The following is a 20,166-nucleotide window of genomic DNA, read 5'->3' as shown; positions in this document are numbered from 1 at the left end:
TCAGACAGAGCCGCCCGGTTCTCTGCGGTCGCCAGTCCCTCGGTCTCGAACCGGCCCATCTGCGACGTGGATGCGGCATGCGCATCGACGGCACGGCCACCGACAACCTGGCGCATCACGGGATCGAGCGCGAGACGGTCGGCGTCATTGACGTCCCCGTATCCTGCCAACCGGCCGTAGACCGATTGCCGAAACAGCCCGTCGAGCCGGTGGATCGTGTTCTTGCCACGGCGATTATCGCACAGGGCAGCAGACGCCAGATTGGACAGACCGAGCGCGTCATCAAGCTCGCGCATCACCAGAAGGCCGCCATCCGAACTGAGCTGAGCGCCCCGGAATTCCAGCCGCACGCGAGGGTCAAAATCCACACGATCTGCCCGCTGCAAGCCCGCACCCTCTGGGTGATCCATGAAACACATCCTCCGCAGCAACCAACGCCATGATATATATAGAAAATATCACGTTCAAGACAGCGAAATCAGAGATCTACTTGGGGAATGCGGGTTGAATGCAACCGGCCAAAGCAGAGGGGGGCTGACAGATCGCAGGATGTTTTGGAATGCTTTGCGCTCAGGCGCTGCCTTAGGCTTGCTTCGCGTTATTGGAAAGGCGCAAATTGCCGATTGCAAATGACCAATCACGGGCGAATGCGCGTGATCCATTCGCGCGGCATTCGATAAACTAGACAAATTCTAAACGCGGTGGCGCATCAAACACGTCCGGATTGATGAGACCACAGGATCACGGTTTACGTTTTTTGCCGACCCGGAGGGACTTCCGATCGAGATCTACGAAGTCCGGTAAGATCAGTTTTTTGAAAGATCACACCTTTGAGAAAACGGCGCTTCTCGCAATCATTGGAGCGCCCTTGATGAGATCATTCAGGGCCAAGCATGGTGGTTTGACGTCGGTCACGTGGGGCGCAGGATTGATCAGGACAATTCCGGTCGATGGGGGCATCACTCCTATTCAGGACGCGGCCGTCGCGAACTTATCCCAAATATTCGGGTGCCCGGATGCCGTCCGCGCGGCCAATACAAGCGCGTTCCCTTGTTGGAGCCGTACCAAAGTCAGTTCAGCGCTTGCCAATTCGAATCGGCCTGATTGATTTTGACACCGGCATCCGTGTCAAAGTGATCCATCGCCCGTTGCTCTCCGCCGAGGAAGAGTTGGCCATCGACGATCATCCAGTATTGGGGATCAATTTCCGCTTTGTACCCTTTTACCGACATGGCTCCGGCACAGAACCCTCCATAGCGCGGTGCATATTTCTCCGGGCTTTCTTCGAACATCGACTGGTGCTCCGCCGACGCAAACTGCCAGATCGCATCTTGCCATTCTGACTGGAATTCCGACGCGCCGACAACCGGACGCGATTGCGTGAAATAGGCGACCGGGTCATATCCATCGAGTGCGATGTTTTGACCATTGGTGTTGATTTGCTCGGCCTGCGCCATCGAGGCAAAGGCGATGACTGCGCTCGCTGCGGCAATCCCAAAGCATTTACGAATTGTCTGCATGACAAAAAGTCTCCCCGAATACGCGTATTGATTGATCAGATAAATAGCGCATTTAATGCATGAAGCGATAGTATTTTAAAGCAAACCAAGGAAAACGGGGTTTTTGTGCGAATTGTTGTGAGCCGAGGCGACACAAATGGATGACGACACGCCCAGCACGCCTGAGAAAGGCGGCACGTCGGGACGGCGGCTTGCGGCTGTGCTGCATGCGGATGTCGTTGGGTTCAGCCGTTTGATGGCGCAGGACGAGGGCAGGACGCATGCCCGGCTGATGGCGCATCGCGAACTGCTCTATGCGGCACTGCGCGGGTACAACGGCAGAGTCGTTGGCACCGCTGGTGATGCGGTGCTTGCGGTTTTCGACAGCGTCGTCGATGCCCTGTCTTCCGCGCTCGCTATTCAGGAAAAGCTCAAACAGGCCAATGCCGATCTGCCACAGGACGCGCGGCTTGAATTCCGCATCGGTTTGAATATCGGCGATATCATCGTCGATGGCGATGATATCTTCGGCAATGGCGTCAATGTTGCGGCGCGCACCGAAGCGCTGGCTGATCCGGGCGGCATTGCGGTTTCCGCCGCTTTCAAGGAGCAGGTCGGAAACAGGATTCCGGTCGCATTCGAGGATCGTGGTCTTCACACGGTCAAGAACATCGATGAGCCCTTGCACGTCTTTGCCGTTACGACCGGGGACGGGGCCGCGCAACACCGCGCAAGGCCAAAGCCGCGCCGCAAGATCGCTGCGCTCCTGCTCGTGGGCGTGGCGATATGCAGTCTTGTTGCGGTGGCATTCGTGACCGGGGTTTTCAGCATAGGCCAGGAGGATCCGGTTGCGCAGGATAGCGGCGATGCGGTGGTTTCAGCCGTATTGCAAAAACCGGCCATTGCCGTTCTGCCGTTTGAGAGCCGCGGTGCGGCGCAAGACAGCTATTTCGGGGACGGTGTGACCGAAGAACTGATCGGATCGCTGGGGCGCTTTTCCGACCTGCTGGTTCTGTCGTGGAGCGCTGTGGCCCCCTACAAGTCGCAGTCTGTGCCAGTGACGCAGCTGTCCATGGACTTGGGGGCGGATTACGTTGTGACGGGGTCGGTCCAGCGGTCCGATGATAATATCCGCATCACTGTACAACTCAGCGACACCTCGAACGGGCTTTTGATCTGGTCAGAACGCTACGACGCGCAAATGACCGATCTGTTCGAGGTGCAGGATCGTCTCGTGCGTCAGATGGTTGCCGCGCTGGCCGTGCGGGTGACGCTGCAAGAAGAAACCCGCGTCGCCGCGACACCGACAGAGAGCCTGACGGCTTACGATCTGGTGCTCAAGGGCCGTGACCTGCTCAGACAGGTTGTCCGGGAAGCGAACAACGAGGCGCGCGACCTTTTTGAAAGGGCGCTGGAGGAGGACCCTGACTATGCCGACGCGATTGCGGCTCTGGGGCAAACCCATCTCAATGATTTGTCCTTCGGCTGGACCTTTCGCCCCGAGTATTCTCTGGAGACCGCGATCGCGCTGGCGCGCAAGGCCATAGAACTTGATCCCTTCAATGCGGGGGCGTTTGAACTGCTGGCTGCTGGCCAGAAGTATTCCGGCGATCTTGCGGGCGCGGAACGGTCGATTGACCAGGCGCTGGAGATCAACCCCAACAATGCCATGAGTCACGCGGAACGGTGCAGCATTCTAATGTTCTCCGGGCGTCCAGCGGAAGCTTTGGAAGCGTCGGCATTTGCGCTGAGGATTGATCCCTATCCGCGTAGTGACCAATTGAATTGCCCGATCGGATCGAACCTGATGCTGGGGCAGTATCAGGCTGTTCTGGACGTCTTCGCCGCGTACCCGGGCCGCATGAGCGAAGAACCGGTCAGCCTCATGTTTCGCGCTGGGGCCTATGCCATGTTGGGGCAGGCGGAAGAGGCGGAGGAATACAGAGCCGCGGCACTGGCGCGCTATCCGTTTCTGAAAGCACAGAACATTGCACAGATTTTCAAGGGCGAAGAAAACCGGCAGACCGTTCTGAAAGCGTTACAAAAGGCGGGCTTTGACTAGCGGAGTCTTGCGCGCGATCAAGGTCTTGATATCCTGTGCGCGCGCCGGGACAAAAACTTGAAACTCACTGCACTGAGAAAGATCGCACCGATGGGACTGCACGAACAGGACGATGCGACATTTCTGGCGCAGCAAGTCGCATCGGGTTCCGTCTCGCCCGATGAATTGCTGGATGAAGCACTGGCGCGCGTTGCCGCCTTCAACCCGCATTTGAACGCGGTTGTCCTGATGCAGGAAGAAACCGCACGCGCCGCGATCAAAGCCGGATTGCCGGAGGGTCCTTTCAGGGGCGTTCCCTTTCTGATCAAGGATCTCGGGGCCGAGGCCGTCGATTTTCCGTCCCATAGCGGGTCAAACCTGCTGCGGGACACGCGGTATGGCTACGACAGCGAAATCTACCGCCGGATGCGGGCGACGGGCATCGTGACATTCGGGCGAACGACCTCGCCGGAAGGGGGCGTTGGCCCCGTGACAGAAGCTGCTGTGTACGACGGTCCGACGCGCAACCCCTGGGATGTGTCGCGCACGTCCGGTGGATCGTCCGGCGGGTCGGGTGCTGCGGTCGCGTCTGGCATTGTGACGATGGCGCACGGATCGGACGGCGGCGGGTCGGTGCGTATCCCGGCCTCGAGCTGCGGCTTGTTCGGGTTCAAGGCGACGCGGGCCCGGCTTCCGGATGGGCCGATGGCCGGTGAGGGGTGGGCCGGGATGGCGATCGACGGCTTTTTGACGCGATCTGTTCGCGACAACGCCACGATGATGGATGCCTGTGCCGGTCCGGATTTGGGCGCACCCTATGCCGCACCCGAAATGGAGATGAGTTACAGCGCAGCCATCGCCCGCCCCCCGCGGCGTTTGCGTATCGCGGTCTGTGACACCACATTTACCGGAAAACCCATTGACGCCGCCTGTAAGACAGCCGTGCTTGAGACGGCAAGGACCCTCGAAAGTCTGGGGCATCATGTGACGCCTGCATGCCCAAAAGCGGATCACGAAGGCATGATGCGGGCATGGACCAAGATCGTCGCCTGCGGCACGGCGCTCTGGATCCACAACAGATCAAGGGCCAACGGGCGTGACCTGCGGCAAGGTGACGTTCAGGGGATCGCACGGGGGGCCATCGCCTATGCGGCCGGGATTTCGGGCGCGGATTATCTGGCAGCGGTCAACGCGATCCACGCCTATGGGCGGGAGATGGCCGCAGCATTCAACGACTATGATATCATCCTCTCTGCAACCCTGGCCGAGCCGCCCGCGCTGGTCGGTCGCTTTACCCATGAACGCGAAGACTATGAGAACTACCGCATCGGTCCGGGGGGCGTTTTTGAGTATTCTCCGTTCTGCGCCACGTTCAACGCCAGCGGGCAGCCCGCCGCATCGGTACCGCTGCATTGGACCCATGACGGCTTGCCCGTCGGCATTCATCTGGCTGCGGCGTTCGGCGACGATGCCACGCTGATTGCGCTTTGTGCAGAAATTGAACAGGCCGCACCCTGGGCCCACCAAAGGCCCTCGATGCTCTTGGACTATCTTGCATAAGCTCAAAACGCATTGCACAGTGCGAACAGGGGGACCAGCGATTGAACACACCCATCGCAGTTGATGCGCGCAATATTGGTAAAATCTACGCAACTGGAAAAGACGCGGTCACGGCGCTTGGAGATGTTTCAATTTCAATTGAAAAGGGCGAATTTTTCACGCTCCTCGGACCTTCCGGATGCGGCAAGACCACGCTTTTGCGCTGTATCGCCGGGTTCGAAACGCCGACATCGGGCTCCATCCATTTGTCTGGGCGCGATATCACTTACATTCCTCCCAATCAGCGGCCGGTAAACACGGTATTCCAGTCCTACGCGCTGTTTCCGCATCTGAGCGTGGCGCAAAACGTGGGCTTCGGTCTGAAGATGCTCGGCAAACCTGCGGGCGACGTGGCAAAGGCCGTCGCGCGGGTTCTGGCGCTGGTGAAACTCGAAGACTTTGCCGACCGGTTGCCGCAGCAACTGTCGGGGGGGCAGCAGCAGCGCGTGGCACTTGCCCGCGCGTTGGCGCCGGAGCCTGAGGTGCTTCTGCTCGATGAGCCGCTCTCGGCGCTGGACCTCAAGCTGCGCAAAGAGATGCAAAGCGAGCTGAAACGACTTCAGACTGAAACCGGTATCACCTTTGTGTTCGTCACGCATGATCAGGAAGAAGCGCTGACCATGTCGAACCGCATCGGCGTCATGTCTCAGGGTGAACTGCTGCAGGTCGGCACGCCGCACGACATTTACGAGCATCCGGTCAATCGCTTTGTCGCCGACTTCATCGGCGAGACGAATTTCCTTGAAGGGGTTGTCGAAGGGCACCAGGTCCGCATCGGCACGGGCGACGCTCTGGATGTTGTGCTGGACGGGCAGGTCGGGGCGGTCACGCTTGCAATCCGGCCAGAGCAAGTCAGCCTGACGACGGCTGGCGCGGGCATTGCCGCGCAAATCGCCGAGACGACCTATTTGGGCACGGATACCCATTACGACCTCAAGCTCGGCGATGGCAGCCACATCATTGCACGGGTCCAGTCCAAGTCCGCCGGTACATTCAATGTCGGCGATACGGTGAGCATCGCGATCGATGCCAAAGCGGTGCAGGTCCTGAAATCATGAAGGGCAACGGCGCACAACGCAGCAAGGGTGCCAACGGCTGGTTGTTGTCTGCGCCTGCGTTGGTCTTGCTGGTCTTTGCGGCGAGCGGGCCTTTGCTGATCGTTGCTGTCTATTCCGTACTGGAAAAGGGGGACTATTCCGGCGTCCGGTGGATCCTGTCCGGAGACGGTTGGTTTCGCGTTTTATTCGAAAGGGATATTTTCGACCAGACCGTAAGTTTCGCGGACGCGAACCTGTCGATCTTCTGGCGCTCGGTCAAACTGTCGATCGCGACCACGCTCATCACCTTCGCCTTCGGCCTGCCGACGGCGTGGTTCATTGCGACACGGCCTGCCAAATCGCGGGCCTTCTGGCTGTTTCTCATTACCATTCCGTTCTGGACCAACCTGCTGATCCGCACCTTTGCGATCATGGAGGTGATCCGCAACGAGGGCATCCTGAACACTGCGCTGATCAATGCGGGCCTGATTTCGGAACCGATCCAGATCTTGTACACCGACACGGCGGTGCTGATCGGCATGGCCTATGTCTATCTGCCGCTCATGGTTCTGCCGCTTTATGCTGCCATCGACCGCTTTGACTTTCGCCTGATCGAGGCCGGATATGACCTTTATGCCTCGCGCTTGCAGGTGTTGCGGGGGGTCATCCTGCCCATCATCAAACCGGGGATCATTGCCGGGTCCATTCTGGTGTTCATTCCCAGCCTCGGTGCCTATGTGACGCCGCGCGTGCTCGGCGGGGGCAAGAACATGATGATCGGCAACTTCATCGAACTGCAGTTCGGACAGGGTCAGAACTGGCCGCTGGGTGCGGCGCTGTCGACCTTGCTGCTGCTGGTCGTTCTGGTGTCGCTGCTGGTTTATACGCGCGTCTCGTCACGGGACACGCCCCATGAATAAAAAGCGCGCCTTTGATGTGACGACCCTGCCGGGGTTTACCTTTATCGCGATCTTGTCGTTTGTGCTGCTCTATGCGCCCATCGCAACGCTGGTGATCTATTCGTTCAATGGCGGCAATTCGGTCAATCAGTGGGGCGGGTTTTCGCTGCAATGGTATGTGGTGGCATTCAACAATCAGGCGGTGCAGGATGCCACGGTGCGCTCACTGATCATCGCGCTCTGGGCCTCCGTCATATCGACCACGGTGGCGATGATGGCCGCCCTTGGCACCACGAGACGGGGCAGGTTCAAGGGACAGACGGCGATCTACATGATCATCAATCAGCCGTTGATGGTGCCCGAAATTGTCACGGCGGTGGCGCTGCTGATCTTCTTCTCCTCGGTCAAGATTGCGACGGGCTATACCGGTCTGGGCTACCTCATCCTTGCGCATTCGGCATTCTGCGTGCCCTTTGCCTATCTGCCGATCAAGGCGCGGCTGGAAGGGATGGACACCAGCATGGAAACTGCCGCCGCCGATCTCTATGCGACGCCCTGGCAGACGTTTCGCTATGTCACGCTGCCGTTGCTGTTGCCCGGGGTGATTGCGGGTGCGATGCTGGCCTTTATCATCTCGCTTGATAATGTGATCATTACCGAGTTCGTGAAATCGGCAGGGCAGGACACGTTGCCCACCTATATGCTGGGTCAGCTGCGGCGCGCCCTCACACCCGAGGTCAATGCCATCTCGACAGCGTTGCTGGCGCTGACCGTCCTGATCCTGATTGCGTTCGTATTTCTGACCAAAAAGCGGGAATAACCCGTTCCAAATCCAAAAAGGGAGTATCCTTATGAAGACCTATCTTATTGCCACTACGGCCCTGCTGGGCAGTACTTTTGCTGCGTTGGCCGAAGGTGAGCTGAACCTGTACAACTGGGGCAACTACACCAGCCCCGAGATGCTGGAAAAGTTCACGGAAGAGACGGGCATCGCCGTGACCGTCACGGATTATGACAGCAACACAACCGCGCTGACCAAGGTCGAAGCGGGGGCGTCGGGCTTTGATCTGGTTGTGCCGTCGGCCAACTATATCCCGGTCTACGTCCGCAAGGGCCTGCTGACCGAGTTGGACCATTCCCGCATCCCCAACATCGGCAACATCGCCGCCGAATGGAAAGACGTGCCATGGGATCCGGACCGCGCCCATTCCGTGCCATGGCAGTGGGGATCGGTGGGGATTGCCGTCAACACAAGCGTTTACGACGGTGACCCGAACACCTCCGAGTTGTTCCTTGATCCGCCTGAAGAGTTGGTGGGCAAGATCAACATCGTACCCGAAATGAATGACGTTCTGAACATGGCAATCTTTAATGCGGGCGGCGAGGCCTGTACCGAAGACCTGACCGTGCTCCGGACCGTGCGCGACCGGTTGATGGCGGCCAAACCAAAATGGCTGTCGATGGATTACGGCACAACGGACAAACTGTCCTCCGGTGACTATGCGGCTTCGGTCAACTGGAACGGGTCCACCATGCGCGCCCGGATCAACAACCCGGACGTGGTCTATGGTTACCCCGTGGAAGGCTATCCGTTGTTCATGGACTCGGTTGCGCTGCTGGCTGACGCACAGAACGTCGATGAAGCCTATCAGTTCATCAACTTCATCCTCGAGCCTGAGAATGCGGCGATGATTTCCGCCTTCGCACGCTATGCGAACGGGGTCGCGGGATCCGAAGAATTCATGCCAGAAGATATGAAAACCGCACCCGAGATCGTGACACCGGCAGAGTTCGCGGCGGCGGGCAAGTTCCTACCAACCTGCCCACAGTCGGCGGTTGATCTCTATACCGCGATCTGGACAGAACTGCTGAAGTAAGTCTTTTGATGCGGGGCTGCATTGCGGCCCCGCTTCTCCACCGCGCCTATGCGGTGCCATCCAGTCCCGTCAAAACACCATAAAGATCAATCCGTCTGTCGCGAAAGACGCCCCATGAACGGCGCAGTTCTGCAGCATGGTCCAGATCGACCGTGGCAGTGATAATTTCCTGACCTTCCCGCCCGGCCTGGGCCAGCATCTGGCCCGTTTCGCCCGCAATAAACGATGACCCGTAGAATGTAACACTGCGGTTGTCCTGTGCCTCGACCCCGATGCGGTTCGACGCCAGCAATGGCATGATGTTGGCGGCCGCATGACCGCGCATCGTCATCTCCCAATGGGGTTGGCTGTCATAACCCGGACTGTCCGGTTCCGACCCGATCGCCGTTGGATAGAGCAGGACTTCGGCGCCCATCAGCGCCATGGCGCGCGCCGCTTCGGGAAACCACTGGTCCCAACAGATCCCGACGCCGATCATGCCAAAGGCGGTCTGCCAGACGCGAAATCCGGTGTCGCCGGGCGAGAAATAGAACTTTTCCTCGTAACCCGGCCCTTGCGGAATATGCGACTTGCGATAGAGGCCCAGTTCGGTCCCGTCAGCGTCAATGACCACCAGCGCATAGAAAAAAGCTTGCCCCGCGCGTTCAAAGAACGAGATCGGCAGAACAACGCCAAGTTCCCTGGCGAGATCCGCAAAACGCGCGAGCATCGGGTGGCCGTCGCGCGGTGCGGCCCAGTCGAAATAGGCGGGGTCTTGTGTCTTGCAGAAATAGGGGGCCGCGAACAGTTCCTGCAACAAGATCACTTGAGCGCCTTGCGCTGCCGCCTGACGTACCATCGCTTCGGCGGTATCGAGGTTGCGGACGCTGTCCGCATCGGCAGCAAACTGGGTGACGGCAAAGGTGACGTTACGCATCCTTGAACCCTTCGATCACGTTGACGGTGTTGATGCCAACGGCTTCGATCGCGTACCCGCCTTCCATGCAGAATACTGTCGGCAGCTTCATGCGCCCGATGCGGCGGCCTGCGTCGGTGAAGTCGTCGCTTTCCAATCGGAAAAAGCTGATCGGATCGTCCTTGTACGCATCCACGCCGAGCGAGACAACAAGCGCCTCCGCCCCCCAGGCTGTGATCTTGGCGATAGCATCGTCGAGCGCTTGCGCCCATGCTCCAAAGCCCGTGCCTTCGCTCATGGGGTAGTTGAGGTTCGTGCCTTCGCCCGCACCTTTCCCGATTTCGTCGGCATATCCAAGATAGTAGGGATAGGCGTCTTGCGGGGCACCATGCAGCGACGCGAACATGACATCGGCACGGTCATAGAACAGCGCTTGCGTGCCGTTTCCGTGGTGAAAATCAATGTCCAGAATGGCGACACGCGTAGCGCCTGAGATCCGGAACATATCGGCGACCACAGCCGCGTTGTTGATAAAGCAATAGCCGCCATACTGATCCGCTGTCGCGTGGTGGCCGGGAGGGCGGCACAGGGCGAATGCGCTGTCAGCCCCAGCGGCCACATGGCGCTGGGCGGATTGCGCGCTGGCGACCGAAGACAAGGCCGCCGCCCATGTGCCTTGCGTGATCGCGGTCTCGGAGGCGTGGCAATAATAGCCGACCTTGCCGTCGATGTTGTCCGGGATCCGGTCCAGATGCATGCCCCGCGCCGGGACATTCGCCGCGATGATTTCCCCGGCCATTCCGGCAGCTTTCCAATCGTCCCAAGCCGTTTCCAGAAAGCTCAGATAGCCGGGATCCAGCAAGGCTTGCACCGGAGCCATATCGACCGGACCCGGCGCACAGATGTCTGTCAGCTTGCGTTCGCGCAACCGATTGAGCACGTATTCGACCCGCGATGGACGCTCAAACGGGGTTACGAATTGCCCGCCTGACAACTCCGCCTGCGGAAAGTGGAGGCGGTGATCCTCGCTGTAGATTATTCTCATTGATTTTGCCTGTTCTGGAAATTGTGCTGTACATCGCAGAGTTCTAAAGTGCCGATGTAACGCGCGAAGCGTCAACGCCTTTTATCGTGTCCTTGGTGTTGTGCCAGACCTGCATCCAGGCCTCATGAAGCCAACCCTTTGGTTTCGGACCAAGGCTGATGCCACATGATTTGAACCCATGCGAAGAACAAGGATTGATCCCGCGATCGAAACCGTCCAGGCGGCGGGACGTTTCAATACTGCGATGTCACATCTCGCCCCGCTCCGGTGCATTTTCGGGATGTGTGCCTTCGCCCGGTTGGCGCCGGTTCCTCCGGACGATTGAATGCCGGGCCGGGCTCAGTTCGGCGATTTCATGCGCGCGCCGGAATATTCGACGATCGAGGACACCAAGACGTCAAGCGTGTCAAGAATCGGAACAGGTGCCTCGATTTCCGTACTCACCAGCGAAAACTCGGAGCAGCCGATGATCACCCGCTCCGCGCCGCGTTGAACCAGTGCTGCGGCTTCGCTGTTCAGGCAATCGATGTCCGTCTGGCGCGGCCCGGATTTCTTGATGCTTTGGATCGCCGCCAGAATTTTGGTTTCGTTTTCAGGGTAAATTGACCTTACACCGCCCGCCGACAGGAAATCCTTGAAAAGACCTGTGCTGTTGGTCGCAGGCGAGGCCAGAATACCCACGACCGCGCCCTGTTTCATACCCTGCGCCGCCTGTTCACACGCAAGTTTCGGCATGTTCAGCAACGCGATCCCGACGTTTTTTTCAATCTGTGGTGCATATAAATGCGCCGTATTGCAGGGCATCGCTAAAACATCGGCCCCGGCCTGTTCCAACCTTGCCGCCATTTCGGCAAGAACCGGACCGGGATCGGGGCCGTCTTTTTCAATCACGTGGCGGATGCGAGAGGGCACTTGCGGGTTCATGTCCACAAACATGGGAACATGGTCCTGATCCCCCTCCGCATCCGTCGCCGCATGCACCCGCTTCATCAGCTCAATGGTCGCCTCGACGCCCATGCCTCCGAGGATGCCGATCCGGCGAACCTTGCCTGCGGGGATGCTCATGGCCCGGGCCGATCAGGTCCAGCGGTCGGAAAAATCGAATGCTGAATCATATCCGAACAATGCCACGGAACCGCCCGTGTGCAGAAAGACAACGCGCTCGCCTTTCTTGAAGTGACCTTTTCGGATCAGATCTATGAACCCGGCGGCCCCTTTGGCGGAGTAGACCGGGTCCAGCAGGATGGCCTCAAGTTCGGCAAACATGCGGATTGCTTCGAGGCCACTTTCGGTCGGAATGCCGTATCCTTCGCCGACATAATCGGTATTAGCCACCACATCGTGCCGCTCGACAACACCGGGACAGCCCAGTTTCTCCGCTGTTTTGCACGCAAGATTGAAGACGTTTTCCTCCTGCTTTGCCTTGGGTGCGCGCACGCCGATACCCAAAAGCGGGATCTGGGCGTTCATCGCCTTGAGACCCACGATCAAACCAGCCTGCGTGCCCGCACTGCCTGTCGCCGTGACCATGTGATCGATCTTCAGCCCGCTGTTGTTCACCTGAGTCAGCATCTCGAAGGCACAGTTGACGTAGCCCAATGCGCCGGTGGCATTCGATCCACCACCCGGAATCGCATAGACTTTCTTGCCATCCGCCCGCATCTCGGCCGCCATGTCCTCGATCAGGGCGTTGAAGTCCCCCCCGCCGGGTCGTTTTTCGGTTGTCGCACCGTGCAGATGGTCCAGCAGCACGTTGCCGTTATTGTTGTAGTTTGCGTTGTTCGATGCGGTGCGGTCTTCAAGCACGATGTGACATTGCATGCCCATCTTGGCCGCAAATGCCGCTGTCTGGCGCGCGTGGTTGGATTGAGTGGCGCCTTGCGTGATGACCATATCGGCGCCTTGCAGCTCCGCTTCGGCCATTAGGAATTCCAGCTTGCGCGTTTTATTGCCCCCGGTGGACATGCCGGTGCAGTCATCCCGTTTGATCCAGATTTCCGGTCCGCCCAGTTCTTTGGTCAGGCGATCAAGGCGCTCCAGCGGTGTGGGCAGGTGCGCGAGAAAACGGCGTGGAAAACGGGCAAGATGCATGGCGTCAAATCCTTAATTTGCTTCATCCGATGTTTACCCTGTGAAAGCTGCGATTGATAATGCAAAGTGCCCTGCATAAGTTGCGCAATCTGCAAGTTTTCTGGGGTCGCACTCATGCGTCTGGAATGGATCGACGACATATTGGCGGTGCTTGAAACCGGCTCGCTCGCGCGGGCGGCGGAAAAACGGTCGCTGACGCAATCCGCTTTCACCCGGCGTGTGCGCCTGATCGAAGAAAGCATTGGCGCAGAGCTGTTCGACCGGCGGCGCAAGCCCGTCACGCTGCTGGCGGGTGTCGAGGCGCTTGCGCCGGAATTGCGCGCGCTGAGCATGCGGTTGCGTCAGGTCAGACAAAAACTCAAAACCGCAAACAGCCAGACCGGCAGCACTCTGAGCTTTGCCTGCCAGCATGCGATCACGACGACATTGTCTCCCTGGATTGTGCGGGCGTTGGCCGCGCAGGGCATTGTGCCGGTCAAGGTGAGGTCGAGCAATCAGGAGGAATGCCTGATGCTCCTGTTATCGGCAGAAGTTGATTTTGTGGTGATGTACACGGTTCACGACACGCACACACCCTTTCTGGAAGGGGCCTTTGAAACATTGGCCCTTGGGCACGATATCCTGATTCCAGTCTGTGCCCCGTCGCTTCGGGACAGTATTCCATCTTCCCGGTTTCCGGCCATCAGCTACCCGTCAGATGTCTTTCTTGGGCAGGTCTTTGACCGGCATATCGCGCCACGACTGGACAGGGAACTGGAGATCATTACCAAGGCGGAAACCGCTCTGACCCTTGCTGCCTACGAATTCGCCCTCAGCGGCATCGGCATCGCGTGGTTGCCCCGCTCTCTGGTCATCGAGGCTTTGACGCAAGGCACGCTGATCTCTCTGGAGGCGGATTTGCCGGTCCAGCCGCTCGACATCAAGGCGTTTCGCCTCTCGGATCACGGAGGGTCGCAATCTCATGCCGTCTGGCGCGACCTGCTGTCCCAAATCGCCTTGCCCGAGCACCTCAAGCCCCGCGGGCACGCGGACGCATTGCTCACTCTCCCCGCGCCAGACCTCTAGCCGACCGGATAGCCCGCCATCGATGCACGACCGGCAGGTGGTGCGGAAAGCGGCGGAATGGAGCGGCTTTTGGGACGATTCAATTGGAGTGCCGCATCTGAAAAATTGTGTGAAACTTGCTATTTGCGCATTTTGCAGGCGAAAATTTGCATTAGACGCATGCCATAGGCGAGGATAATGTCTAAAATACGCAAATTCCGGGTTGAGCACTGGCGCGGTCCCGCGCTTTGGCCATGATAACGACGGCAAGAAAGAAACAGGCAAATGTCGACCCGTCTAACCAACAATGGAGAATATGAATGCAACTCAAGAAAACTTTTTTAACTGCGATCGTCGCATTGGGCTTTTCGGCGCCGGTTGCGCTTGCCGAAGCGCATGGCGGTACTTTGGCCAAAATCGCCAGCAGCGGCGAAATCGTGATTGGCCACCGCGAAAGCTCCGTGCCCTTCGCATATCTGGATGAGAACCAGCAGCCCGTCGGATATTCCATCGACCTGTGCATGAAGATCGTGGACGCCGTGGCAGAAGAACTCGATCAGGAACTGACGGTCAGATATGTGCCGGTCAATCCAAAGACACGCATCGCGCTGATGGCGAACGGCACAATCGATCTGGAATGCGGCTCGACCACCAACAACCTGACGCGTCAGCAGCAGGTGGAATACCTCCCTGTCACTTTCGTGACCGGTACCAAAATCCTGACCCGCAAGGACTCGGGGATCAATTCGGTTGCCGATCTGGACGGCAAGGTCGTTGCGGTTGCCCAGGGGACAACGAACGAGCGCGCCTTGCTGGCTGCTGTCGAAGCCGCTGGCCTTGACGTCAAGATACTGCCCGTTCGCGATATCGCCGAAGGCATGCTCTCGTTGGAAACGGACCGTGTGGATGCCTATACCTCGGACCACATCCTGCTCCATGGTGCCGTGACAAAGTCCAAATCGCCCGAAGATTTCGTGGTGGTCGGCGACTTTCTGTCCTTTGACCCTTACGCGCTGATGGTGCGCCGGGACGACAGCGCCTTCGAACTGGTTGGAAAGAAAGCGCTCGCCGAAGTGTTCCGCTCGGGCGAGATCAACGCGATCTACGCCCAGTGGTTCGACCCGCTTGGCGTGCCTGCTGATCCGCTCCTGCTTGCGGCGTTCCAGTTGGGCGCCTTGCCAGAATAAGCCACAGACGAACCGGCAGGGCCTTCCTGCCGGTTCTTTCTTATAAGCGGGGCGGGGCAGATGGAATATAACTGGAATTGGAGCATCCTGTTTGAGGAGCAATACCTCAACTGGCTGATCAGCGGTTTTGGGTGGACCGTGTCGGTGGCCTTGAGCGCATGGTGCATCGCCATTGTCATCGGCGCGCTGGTTGGCGTCGGAAAGACGGTGCCGAACAAGGTCATTCGCGGCATTTGTGCCACCTATGTCGAGATTTTCCGGAACGTGCCCCTGCTGGTGCAAATGTTCATCTGGTATTTTGCGGTGCCTGAAATGCTGCCCGACGACTGGGGCCGCTGGATGAAGCGCGACATGCCAAACCCCGAATTTGTCACCGCCGTCGTAGCCCTCGGGCTTTATACCGCGTCACGCATCGCCGAACAGGTGCGCGCCGGCATCGAAACCGTTCCGCCGGGCCTGACCGCAGCCGCAACCGCCCATGGGCTCAGCGTTGGCCAGACCTATCGTTACGTCCTTTTGCCGATCTCGTTTCGCATGATCGTCCCCCCCCTGACCTCCGAATTCCTGACAGTTTTCAAGAATTCCTCGCTCGCCCTGACCATCGGCCTTCTGGAACTCACCGCACAAAGCCAGCAGATTGCCGAATACACCTTTCAGGGGTTTGAGGCCTTTACCGCGGCGACGGTCATCTATGTCTGCATCGCACTTGTCGCGACGGTCTTGATGCAGCTCCTCGAAAAATACACCCGCATCCCGGGCTATGTCGGAAAGGAGGGCTGATCCATGGCAGACTTTGATTTCAACGTCATCTGGTCATCGCTTCCTTTCTTGTGGCAGGGCTTGCAACTCAGCCTGTGGCTGACCTTCCTGTCGATCATCGGCGGCATCGTTCTGGGCACGCTTCTGGCCTTGGCGCGGCTGTCAGGTATCCTTCCGCTGTCGTTGATTGCCGCAACTTACGTCAACCTGATCCGCTCGGTGCCCCTGATCCTTGTGATCTTCTGGTTCTTCTTCCTGGTCCCTCTGGCGATCGGGCGGCCGATCGGCAGTTTCTATTCCGCGCTCATCGCCTTTGTCCTCTTCGAGGCAGCCTATTACTCCGAGATCATGCGCGCCGGTATTCAAAGCGTCAAACAGGGACAGGTGCATGCCGGACAATCCACAGGTCTGAATTACTGGCAAATCCAGCGCTACGTGGTTCTGCCGCAGGCGTTCCGTAACATGATCCCAATTCTTGTCACGCAGGGCATCATTCTGTTTCAGGATACATCGCTGGTCTTCGTCGTGTCCTTGCGGGACTTCATGACCGCCTCTTCTATCGTTGCGCGAACCGAAGGCAGGCTGGTCGAAATGTATCTTTTCGCCGCTGTCGTCTACTTCGTAATCTGCTTCTCCGGTTCCATGCTGGTCAGAAGCCTCAAATCCCGGATGAGCACATGATCAGCATTGAGAACATCAGCAAGTGGTACAGTGATTTCCGCGTCCTGACGGACTGCACCACCAGCGTCAAAAAGGGTGAAGTCGTTGTGGTGTGCGGCCCTTCGGGATCGGGTAAATCGACGCTGATCAAATGCGTCAACGGTCTGGAACCGGTGCAGGAGGGCAGGATCACCGTCGATGGGGACGAGGTCACGGCCAAACACGCAAACCTGACCGCCCTCAGGTCACGCATCGGCATGGTCTTTCAGCACTTTGAACTTTACCCGCATATGTCGGTGCTCGAAAACCTGTGTCTTGCACAAGAAAAGGTCTTGGGCCGAAGCCGGAGTGAAGCGGTCGCGCGGGCGGAAAAACTGCTCGCACGGGTCGGGATGGCCGATCATGTCAAGAAGTATCCCAGCCAATTGTCGGGCGGTCAGCAGCAGCGCATTGCGATTGCAAGGTCGCTCGCGATGGATCCGATCGCCATGCTCTTTGACGAACCTACCTCGGCGCTTGACCCTGAAATGATCAAGGAGGTGCTCGATGTCATGGTTGAACTGGCCCAGGAAGGGATGACGATGATGGTCGTGACGCACGAGATGGGATTTGCGCGCAAGGTAGCTGACCGGGTCATCTTCATGGACGAGGGTGCAATCATCGAAGACAGACCAACCACTGAATTCTTCGACAACCCTGTGAGCGAACGGGCCAAGGACTTCCTGTCGAAAATTCTGAACCACTGATCGGCGGCCTTTTACGTCCTGGTTTGAGCCGGCGGTGTTGTCCTTGTCGCGGGTCAGGTTCTTTTGAGCCGCACCCGTCGTGGGCCGCGCCCCTGCATCAGGTCGGATCAACCACCCCCATGGCAATCAGGCGCAGCGCCGTCATCGAGGGGACGAAAAAATACTCTCCGCCCCGGCATTCCACGAATGTCTTGAGTTTGCTCATGATGTAGGGCGGTTTGCCACTCTTTGGGTCGGACGTGATCGTGTGGCGGGTATGGACACTGTGATCACCCAGCATGGGGCAGGTGTTGTTGCCCTGATGAAAGTCGAGCCCGTATTGCACCCATTGTTGCTGGACGAACTCGAACTGCCGGAACAGGCTGGTTCCGAGGATCATCAACGCGACACCTTGCTCTGTCTGATCCGTATTCTGTGCCGGGTCGGAGGCCCCATATGGCAGCCCGCGGCGCAAGACGCGGCGGCGTTTGTTCAGCGCATGGGTTGCGTCGTGGTTGGGATAGGGCTTGCCCGAGGCGTCGACGCCCGGCTTGTTCAGCGGGTCAAGATAATCGCGCGTGTTCATACGCCGGATATGGGCGCCGCCCGGCACCTTGAAACCCGGCATATCGTCGGCATAGCGGAAATCAGACGCTTCGGGTGAGCGCAGATAGGCCGTGTGGTTTTGGACCGCCACCATCGGGTCGGGGTCGTCAAAGCCCTTTTCAGCCCGGAACGCCTGCCACGACTCAAAGGTGGGCACCACCGCAAGAGGTACTCCGTCTGACCAGCGTCCGCACATTTTTGCGCGCAGGGTTTCGCGGGCTTCCTGTTCCGGAATGTCCATGACGGTGGCAAAACGTTTGGCCTCTTCGCTCACGACTTCGTCAAAGCTGGAAACGTTCTCATGCAGTTTGCGAAAGGCCATGAATGTGCCGTTTTGCGAAAACTCCGGGGGCATCGCGGCAGGGGGCAGTTCCTGGCTTTCGTCCGGATGGCCCAGCAAAAACTCGCCGGTGGCGATGGGGACCCATTTGCCATCAACCCGTTTGCCGCGTCCGATCACGCTGGTTTTCATCTTTTCGGCAGGATACTGGCCGTCAAACACCGGATCGCCGATCCCGTCGGAAAATCCGAAATGCTCCTTGGGTGACGGCAACATCATGTCACCGTGCTTTTCAAAGATCGCGTGGGCGGATTGATAATCACCCGTGCCGTCCGGTCCGATCCCGGACAACAGACGCACGCCGGAATTGGACGCCGTGCAGAGATCGCGGAGCCATTGCGTACGTTCTTCCAAGGCATCGACCGGATCGGTCGCGCCGATTGTTTTCAACTGGGCGTTCAACGAAACCCAGATATGTACATCATCGCGCCCGCCATCACCGCCTTGGCGGTTCGCCCGCCAGATCGGATCCCAATGGGCATCCCAATCCGGATCGTCGGCCGCAACCTCGCTTGTGTTCCGGTCGCCCAGAACAAAGGCACGGTCTTTCATCCCTTCCGCAAATTCAAACGGCATCCCCCTGAGCGTGCGCGGGGGAACTTCCAGTTTCCAAAGGCCGAGAAAGCTGAATCCGATGTTGACGGTACAGTCCGGTTTCTCTGCCTCTTCGGGCCAGCGCGCAGCCGTGGTGACATGCCTGCGGACGTCATCGACGAATTTGCGGCCTTCGGCTGCGTCGGAGATGTTGAAAAAGAAGTAGCGCGCGAATGGAAAAGAAAAGCGGCCGTAAGCGCGAACGACATTGCCCTGAATGTCATGGAGGTTGAGCGTGCGTGCCATGTGTTATCCGCCTTGCTTCAGGATTTCGGTGTCGCGATGACACCAGGGGGCTGCGTCGGGCCTGAGCGGTCGCTCGGTTTGTGCTGTTCCAGAAAGGCGCCAAAGCTGTCATGCAGGTCCTGGGGCGAAGCCCCTTGTGCGTCCACGGCAAAGTCCGCGAATTGCTGCTGCATATAGAGCGCTTTGAGAACGGATGGTAGGTCGTCGTATTTGCCCGGGGCCAGAGGTTTCTCTCCGTTCCTGATCGCGTGTTTGACCGCCACAAAGCCCGCGACCCCGGCGACGAGCAGACCACCCACAAAGGCAAGCAGGGTGTTTGTGCCAAAGATCGGCATGGTCATCACCCCAAACAATCGCAGCACAAGGCCAATGAGTGCAAAGAGCGCGGGCAGACCAACGGCCGCCAGCAGCATCTTGACGGGCAGTCGATTGAATTCGGGCAACTTGAGGTAGTAGTCGTGAAAGGGCATCGTGGTTTCCACATGGCAGCGGTCAAGATAGGTGGCGAAGTCCTGCGCTGTCACCACGTTCTCGAAGCCCTCGCAATTGACGTAAATTTCGCGCAGATCATCCTCCATCGTGTTCCACAACTCACAGGCATAGGAGGCGCGGACGCTGCGCTGTTGTTCCGGTGTCAGATGGGTCGGCAGGCGCGCGCCATCTTCTTCGACGGCGTCAATGTCGGCGCAAAAGACCAGATAAGAGGTGTTGAGCCTGTCGACGGGTTGCACCACGGACGGATCATCGCCCGTGAGGGATGCGGCAAGGGCGTTTTTGCCAACCCGACCGTTATAGACAATGTCGTTGAGCACAAACATGCGCGCGAGGTGGGTCCGACGGTTGCGGGAAAAGGGGCTGTTGACCCCGGTCTTGACCGTCGCGGGCGATTGCAACGCGGTGGGCAGTTTGGCAAGGGCGATGCGCACGGCCTGGGTGAAGGACGTATGCTTGGGGGCTGTCGCACTGTCGCGAATGGGCGCGAGGGTCGTCAGAAAGATGTGCCCACTGTCGAGATCTGGCAT

At 58.7% G+C, this 20,166-nt stretch carries 19 protein-coding genes; 11 read left to right on the top strand and 8 right to left on the bottom strand.

All coding sequences use genetic code 11. The features are described from left to right. Both LC354_RS15705 and LC354_RS15700 read right to left on the bottom strand, forming a co-directional pair. Window positions 1-410 (bottom strand): transposase (locus LC354_RS15705; RefSeq protein ID WP_223421634.1); only part of this gene is annotated, 410 nt, incomplete at its 3' end. A 660-nt stretch (window positions 411-1,070) separates the two neighbouring features. After that, window positions 1,071-1,520: a YHS domain-containing (seleno)protein gene (locus tag LC354_RS15700; RefSeq protein ID WP_223425403.1), complete on the bottom strand. Its 450-nt coding sequence runs from the start codon at window positions 1,518-1,520 to the stop codon at window positions 1,071-1,073. A 136-nt stretch (window positions 1,521-1,656) separates the two neighbouring features. Between LC354_RS15700 and LC354_RS15695 the strand changes: the two genes are divergently transcribed. From LC354_RS15695 to LC354_RS15670, 6 genes are read left to right on the top strand one after another with little or no spacing between them, the layout of a single operon-like run. Then, window positions 1,657-3,561: an adenylate/guanylate cyclase domain-containing protein gene (locus LC354_RS15695; RefSeq protein WP_223425401.1), complete on the top strand. Its 1,905-nt coding sequence runs from the start codon at window positions 1,657-1,659 to the stop codon at window positions 3,559-3,561. A 57-nt stretch (window positions 3,562-3,618) separates the two neighbouring features. Continuing rightward, window positions 3,619-5,100, top strand: coding sequence for an amidase (locus tag LC354_RS15690; RefSeq protein ID WP_223425399.1), 1,482 nt, complete (start codon window positions 3,619-3,621; stop codon window positions 5,098-5,100). A gap of 41 nt (window positions 5,101-5,141) precedes the next feature. Continuing rightward, on the top strand, window positions 5,142-6,197 hold the full coding sequence (locus LC354_RS15685; RefSeq protein ID WP_223425397.1) for an ABC transporter ATP-binding protein: 1,056 nt from the start codon (window positions 5,142-5,144) through the stop codon (window positions 6,195-6,197). Then, a complete protein-coding gene (locus LC354_RS15680; protein WP_223425395.1) occupies window positions 6,194-7,096 on the top strand; it encodes an ABC transporter permease in 903 nt (300 codons plus the stop codon). The genes LC354_RS15685 and LC354_RS15680 overlap by 4 nt, the downstream gene beginning before the upstream one ends. Beyond that, the gene (locus tag LC354_RS15675; RefSeq protein ID WP_223425394.1) at window positions 7,089-7,895 is read left to right on the top strand and encodes an ABC transporter permease; all 807 of its coding nucleotides are present in this window, start codon (window positions 7,089-7,091) and stop codon (window positions 7,893-7,895) included. The genes LC354_RS15680 and LC354_RS15675 overlap by 8 nt, the downstream gene beginning before the upstream one ends. Before the next feature lie 31 nt (window positions 7,896-7,926). Continuing rightward, the gene (locus LC354_RS15670; RefSeq protein ID WP_223425392.1) at window positions 7,927-8,952 is read left to right on the top strand and encodes an extracellular solute-binding protein; all 1,026 of its coding nucleotides are present in this window, start codon (window positions 7,927-7,929) and stop codon (window positions 8,950-8,952) included. Between the two features lie 46 nt (window positions 8,953-8,998). Here the strand turns inward: LC354_RS15670 and aguB are convergent, their stop codons facing one another. From aguB to LC354_RS15650, 4 genes are all read right to left on the bottom strand, one after another. Continuing rightward, a complete protein-coding gene (gene aguB / locus LC354_RS15665; protein WP_223425390.1) occupies window positions 8,999-9,868 on the bottom strand; it encodes an N-carbamoylputrescine amidase in 870 nt (289 codons plus the stop codon). Then, a complete protein-coding gene (locus LC354_RS15660; protein WP_223425388.1) occupies window positions 9,861-10,892 on the bottom strand; it encodes a histone deacetylase family protein in 1,032 nt (343 codons plus the stop codon). Before LC354_RS15660 ends, aguB begins: the two co-directional genes overlap by 8 nt. Window positions 10,893-11,231: 339 nt before the next feature. Beyond that, window positions 11,232-11,957: a cysteate racemase gene (locus tag LC354_RS15655; RefSeq protein ID WP_223425386.1), complete on the bottom strand. Its 726-nt coding sequence runs from the start codon at window positions 11,955-11,957 to the stop codon at window positions 11,232-11,234. A gap of 12 nt (window positions 11,958-11,969) precedes the next feature. Beyond that, window positions 11,970-12,983 carry a D-cysteate sulfo-lyase gene (locus tag LC354_RS15650; RefSeq protein ID WP_223425384.1) on the bottom strand — a complete coding sequence of 338 codons (1,014 nt, stop codon included), beginning with the start codon at window positions 12,981-12,983 and terminating at the stop codon, window positions 11,970-11,972. A gap of 114 nt (window positions 12,984-13,097) precedes the next feature. On the opposite strand from LC354_RS15650, the gene LC354_RS15645 reads away from it, so the two are divergent. The 5 genes from LC354_RS15645 to LC354_RS15625 all read left to right on the top strand — a co-directional run bounded on the left by LC354_RS15645 (window position 13,098) and on the right by LC354_RS15625 (window position 17,379). Then, complete coding sequence (locus LC354_RS15645; protein WP_223425383.1) at window positions 13,098-14,048, top strand: LysR substrate-binding domain-containing protein; 951 nt, start codon at window positions 13,098-13,100, stop codon at window positions 14,046-14,048. A gap of 299 nt (window positions 14,049-14,347) precedes the next feature. Beyond that, window positions 14,348-15,214 carry an amino acid ABC transporter substrate-binding protein gene (locus LC354_RS15640; protein WP_223425381.1) on the top strand — a complete coding sequence of 289 codons (867 nt, stop codon included), beginning with the start codon at window positions 14,348-14,350 and terminating at the stop codon, window positions 15,212-15,214. Window positions 15,215-15,274: 60 nt separating this feature from the next. Next, entirely contained in the window at window positions 15,275-15,994 is a 720-nt protein-coding gene (locus LC354_RS15635; protein ID WP_223425379.1) for an amino acid ABC transporter permease, read from the top strand. Between the two features lie 3 nt (window positions 15,995-15,997). Further along, window positions 15,998-16,654, top strand: a complete 657-nt coding sequence (locus tag LC354_RS15630; RefSeq protein WP_223425378.1) for an amino acid ABC transporter permease — start codon at window positions 15,998-16,000, stop codon at window positions 16,652-16,654. Beyond that, on the top strand, window positions 16,651-17,379 hold the full coding sequence (locus LC354_RS15625; RefSeq protein ID WP_223425376.1) for an amino acid ABC transporter ATP-binding protein: 729 nt from the start codon (window positions 16,651-16,653) through the stop codon (window positions 17,377-17,379). The genes LC354_RS15630 and LC354_RS15625 overlap by 4 nt, the downstream gene beginning before the upstream one ends. A gap of 97 nt (window positions 17,380-17,476) precedes the next feature. Here LC354_RS15625 and LC354_RS15620 read toward each other — a convergent pair whose 3' ends face one another. After that, on the bottom strand, window positions 17,477-19,144 hold the full coding sequence (locus LC354_RS15620) for a Dyp-type peroxidase (RefSeq protein WP_223425374.1): 1,668 nt from the start codon (window positions 19,142-19,144) through the stop codon (window positions 17,477-17,479). A 17-nt stretch (window positions 19,145-19,161) separates the two neighbouring features. Then, on the bottom strand, window positions 19,162-20,166 hold the full coding sequence (locus LC354_RS15615; protein ID WP_223425372.1) for a hypothetical protein: 1,005 nt from the start codon (window positions 20,164-20,166) through the stop codon (window positions 19,162-19,164).

It is taken from the genome of Tateyamaria pelophila (assembly GCF_019966495.1).
In the GTDB taxonomy this organism is placed as follows: domain Bacteria; phylum Pseudomonadota; class Alphaproteobacteria; order Rhodobacterales; family Rhodobacteraceae; genus Tateyamaria; species Tateyamaria pelophila.
This window is presented reverse-complemented; position numbering and strand designations above follow the sequence as displayed.

What these genes read in the sequence shown, in the direction of transcription:
- LC354_RS15700 (WP_223425403.1), bottom strand. Translation starts at nt 1,520, where the DNA reads ATGCAGACAATTCGTAAATGCTTTGGGATTGCCGCAGCGAGCGCAGTC.
- LC354_RS15695 (WP_223425401.1), top strand. Translation starts at nt 1,657, where the DNA reads ATGGATGACGACACGCCCAGCACGCCTGAGAAAGGCGGCACGTCGGGA.
- LC354_RS15680 (WP_223425395.1), top strand. Translation starts at nt 6,194, where the DNA reads ATGAAGGGCAACGGCGCACAACGCAGCAAGGGTGCCAACGGCTGGTTG.
- LC354_RS15675 (WP_223425394.1), top strand. Translation starts at nt 7,089, where the DNA reads ATGAATAAAAAGCGCGCCTTTGATGTGACGACCCTGCCGGGGTTTACC.
- LC354_RS15670 (WP_223425392.1), top strand. Translation starts at nt 7,927, where the DNA reads ATGAAGACCTATCTTATTGCCACTACGGCCCTGCTGGGCAGTACTTTT.
- aguB (WP_223425390.1), bottom strand. Translation starts at nt 9,868, where the DNA reads ATGCGTAACGTCACCTTTGCCGTCACCCAGTTTGCTGCCGATGCGGAC.
- LC354_RS15660 (WP_223425388.1), bottom strand. Translation starts at nt 10,892, where the DNA reads ATGAGAATAATCTACAGCGAGGATCACCGCCTCCACTTTCCGCAGGCG.
- LC354_RS15655 (WP_223425386.1), bottom strand. Translation starts at nt 11,957, where the DNA reads ATGAGCATCCCCGCAGGCAAGGTTCGCCGGATCGGCATCCTCGGAGGC.
- LC354_RS15650 (WP_223425384.1), bottom strand. Translation starts at nt 12,983, where the DNA reads ATGCATCTTGCCCGTTTTCCACGCCGTTTTCTCGCGCACCTGCCCACA.
- LC354_RS15645 (WP_223425383.1), top strand. Translation starts at nt 13,098, where the DNA reads ATGCGTCTGGAATGGATCGACGACATATTGGCGGTGCTTGAAACCGGC.
- LC354_RS15640 (WP_223425381.1), top strand. Translation starts at nt 14,348, where the DNA reads ATGCAACTCAAGAAAACTTTTTTAACTGCGATCGTCGCATTGGGCTTT.
- LC354_RS15635 (WP_223425379.1), top strand. Translation starts at nt 15,275, where the DNA reads ATGGAATATAACTGGAATTGGAGCATCCTGTTTGAGGAGCAATACCTC.
- LC354_RS15630 (WP_223425378.1), top strand. Translation starts at nt 15,998, where the DNA reads ATGGCAGACTTTGATTTCAACGTCATCTGGTCATCGCTTCCTTTCTTG.
- LC354_RS15625 (WP_223425376.1), top strand. Translation starts at nt 16,651, where the DNA reads ATGATCAGCATTGAGAACATCAGCAAGTGGTACAGTGATTTCCGCGTC.
- LC354_RS15620 (WP_223425374.1), bottom strand. Translation starts at nt 19,144, where the DNA reads ATGGCACGCACGCTCAACCTCCATGACATTCAGGGCAATGTCGTTCGC.
- LC354_RS15615 (WP_223425372.1), bottom strand. Translation starts at nt 20,166, where the DNA reads ATGCCAGATCTCGACAGTGGGCACATCTTTCTGACGACCCTCGCGCCC.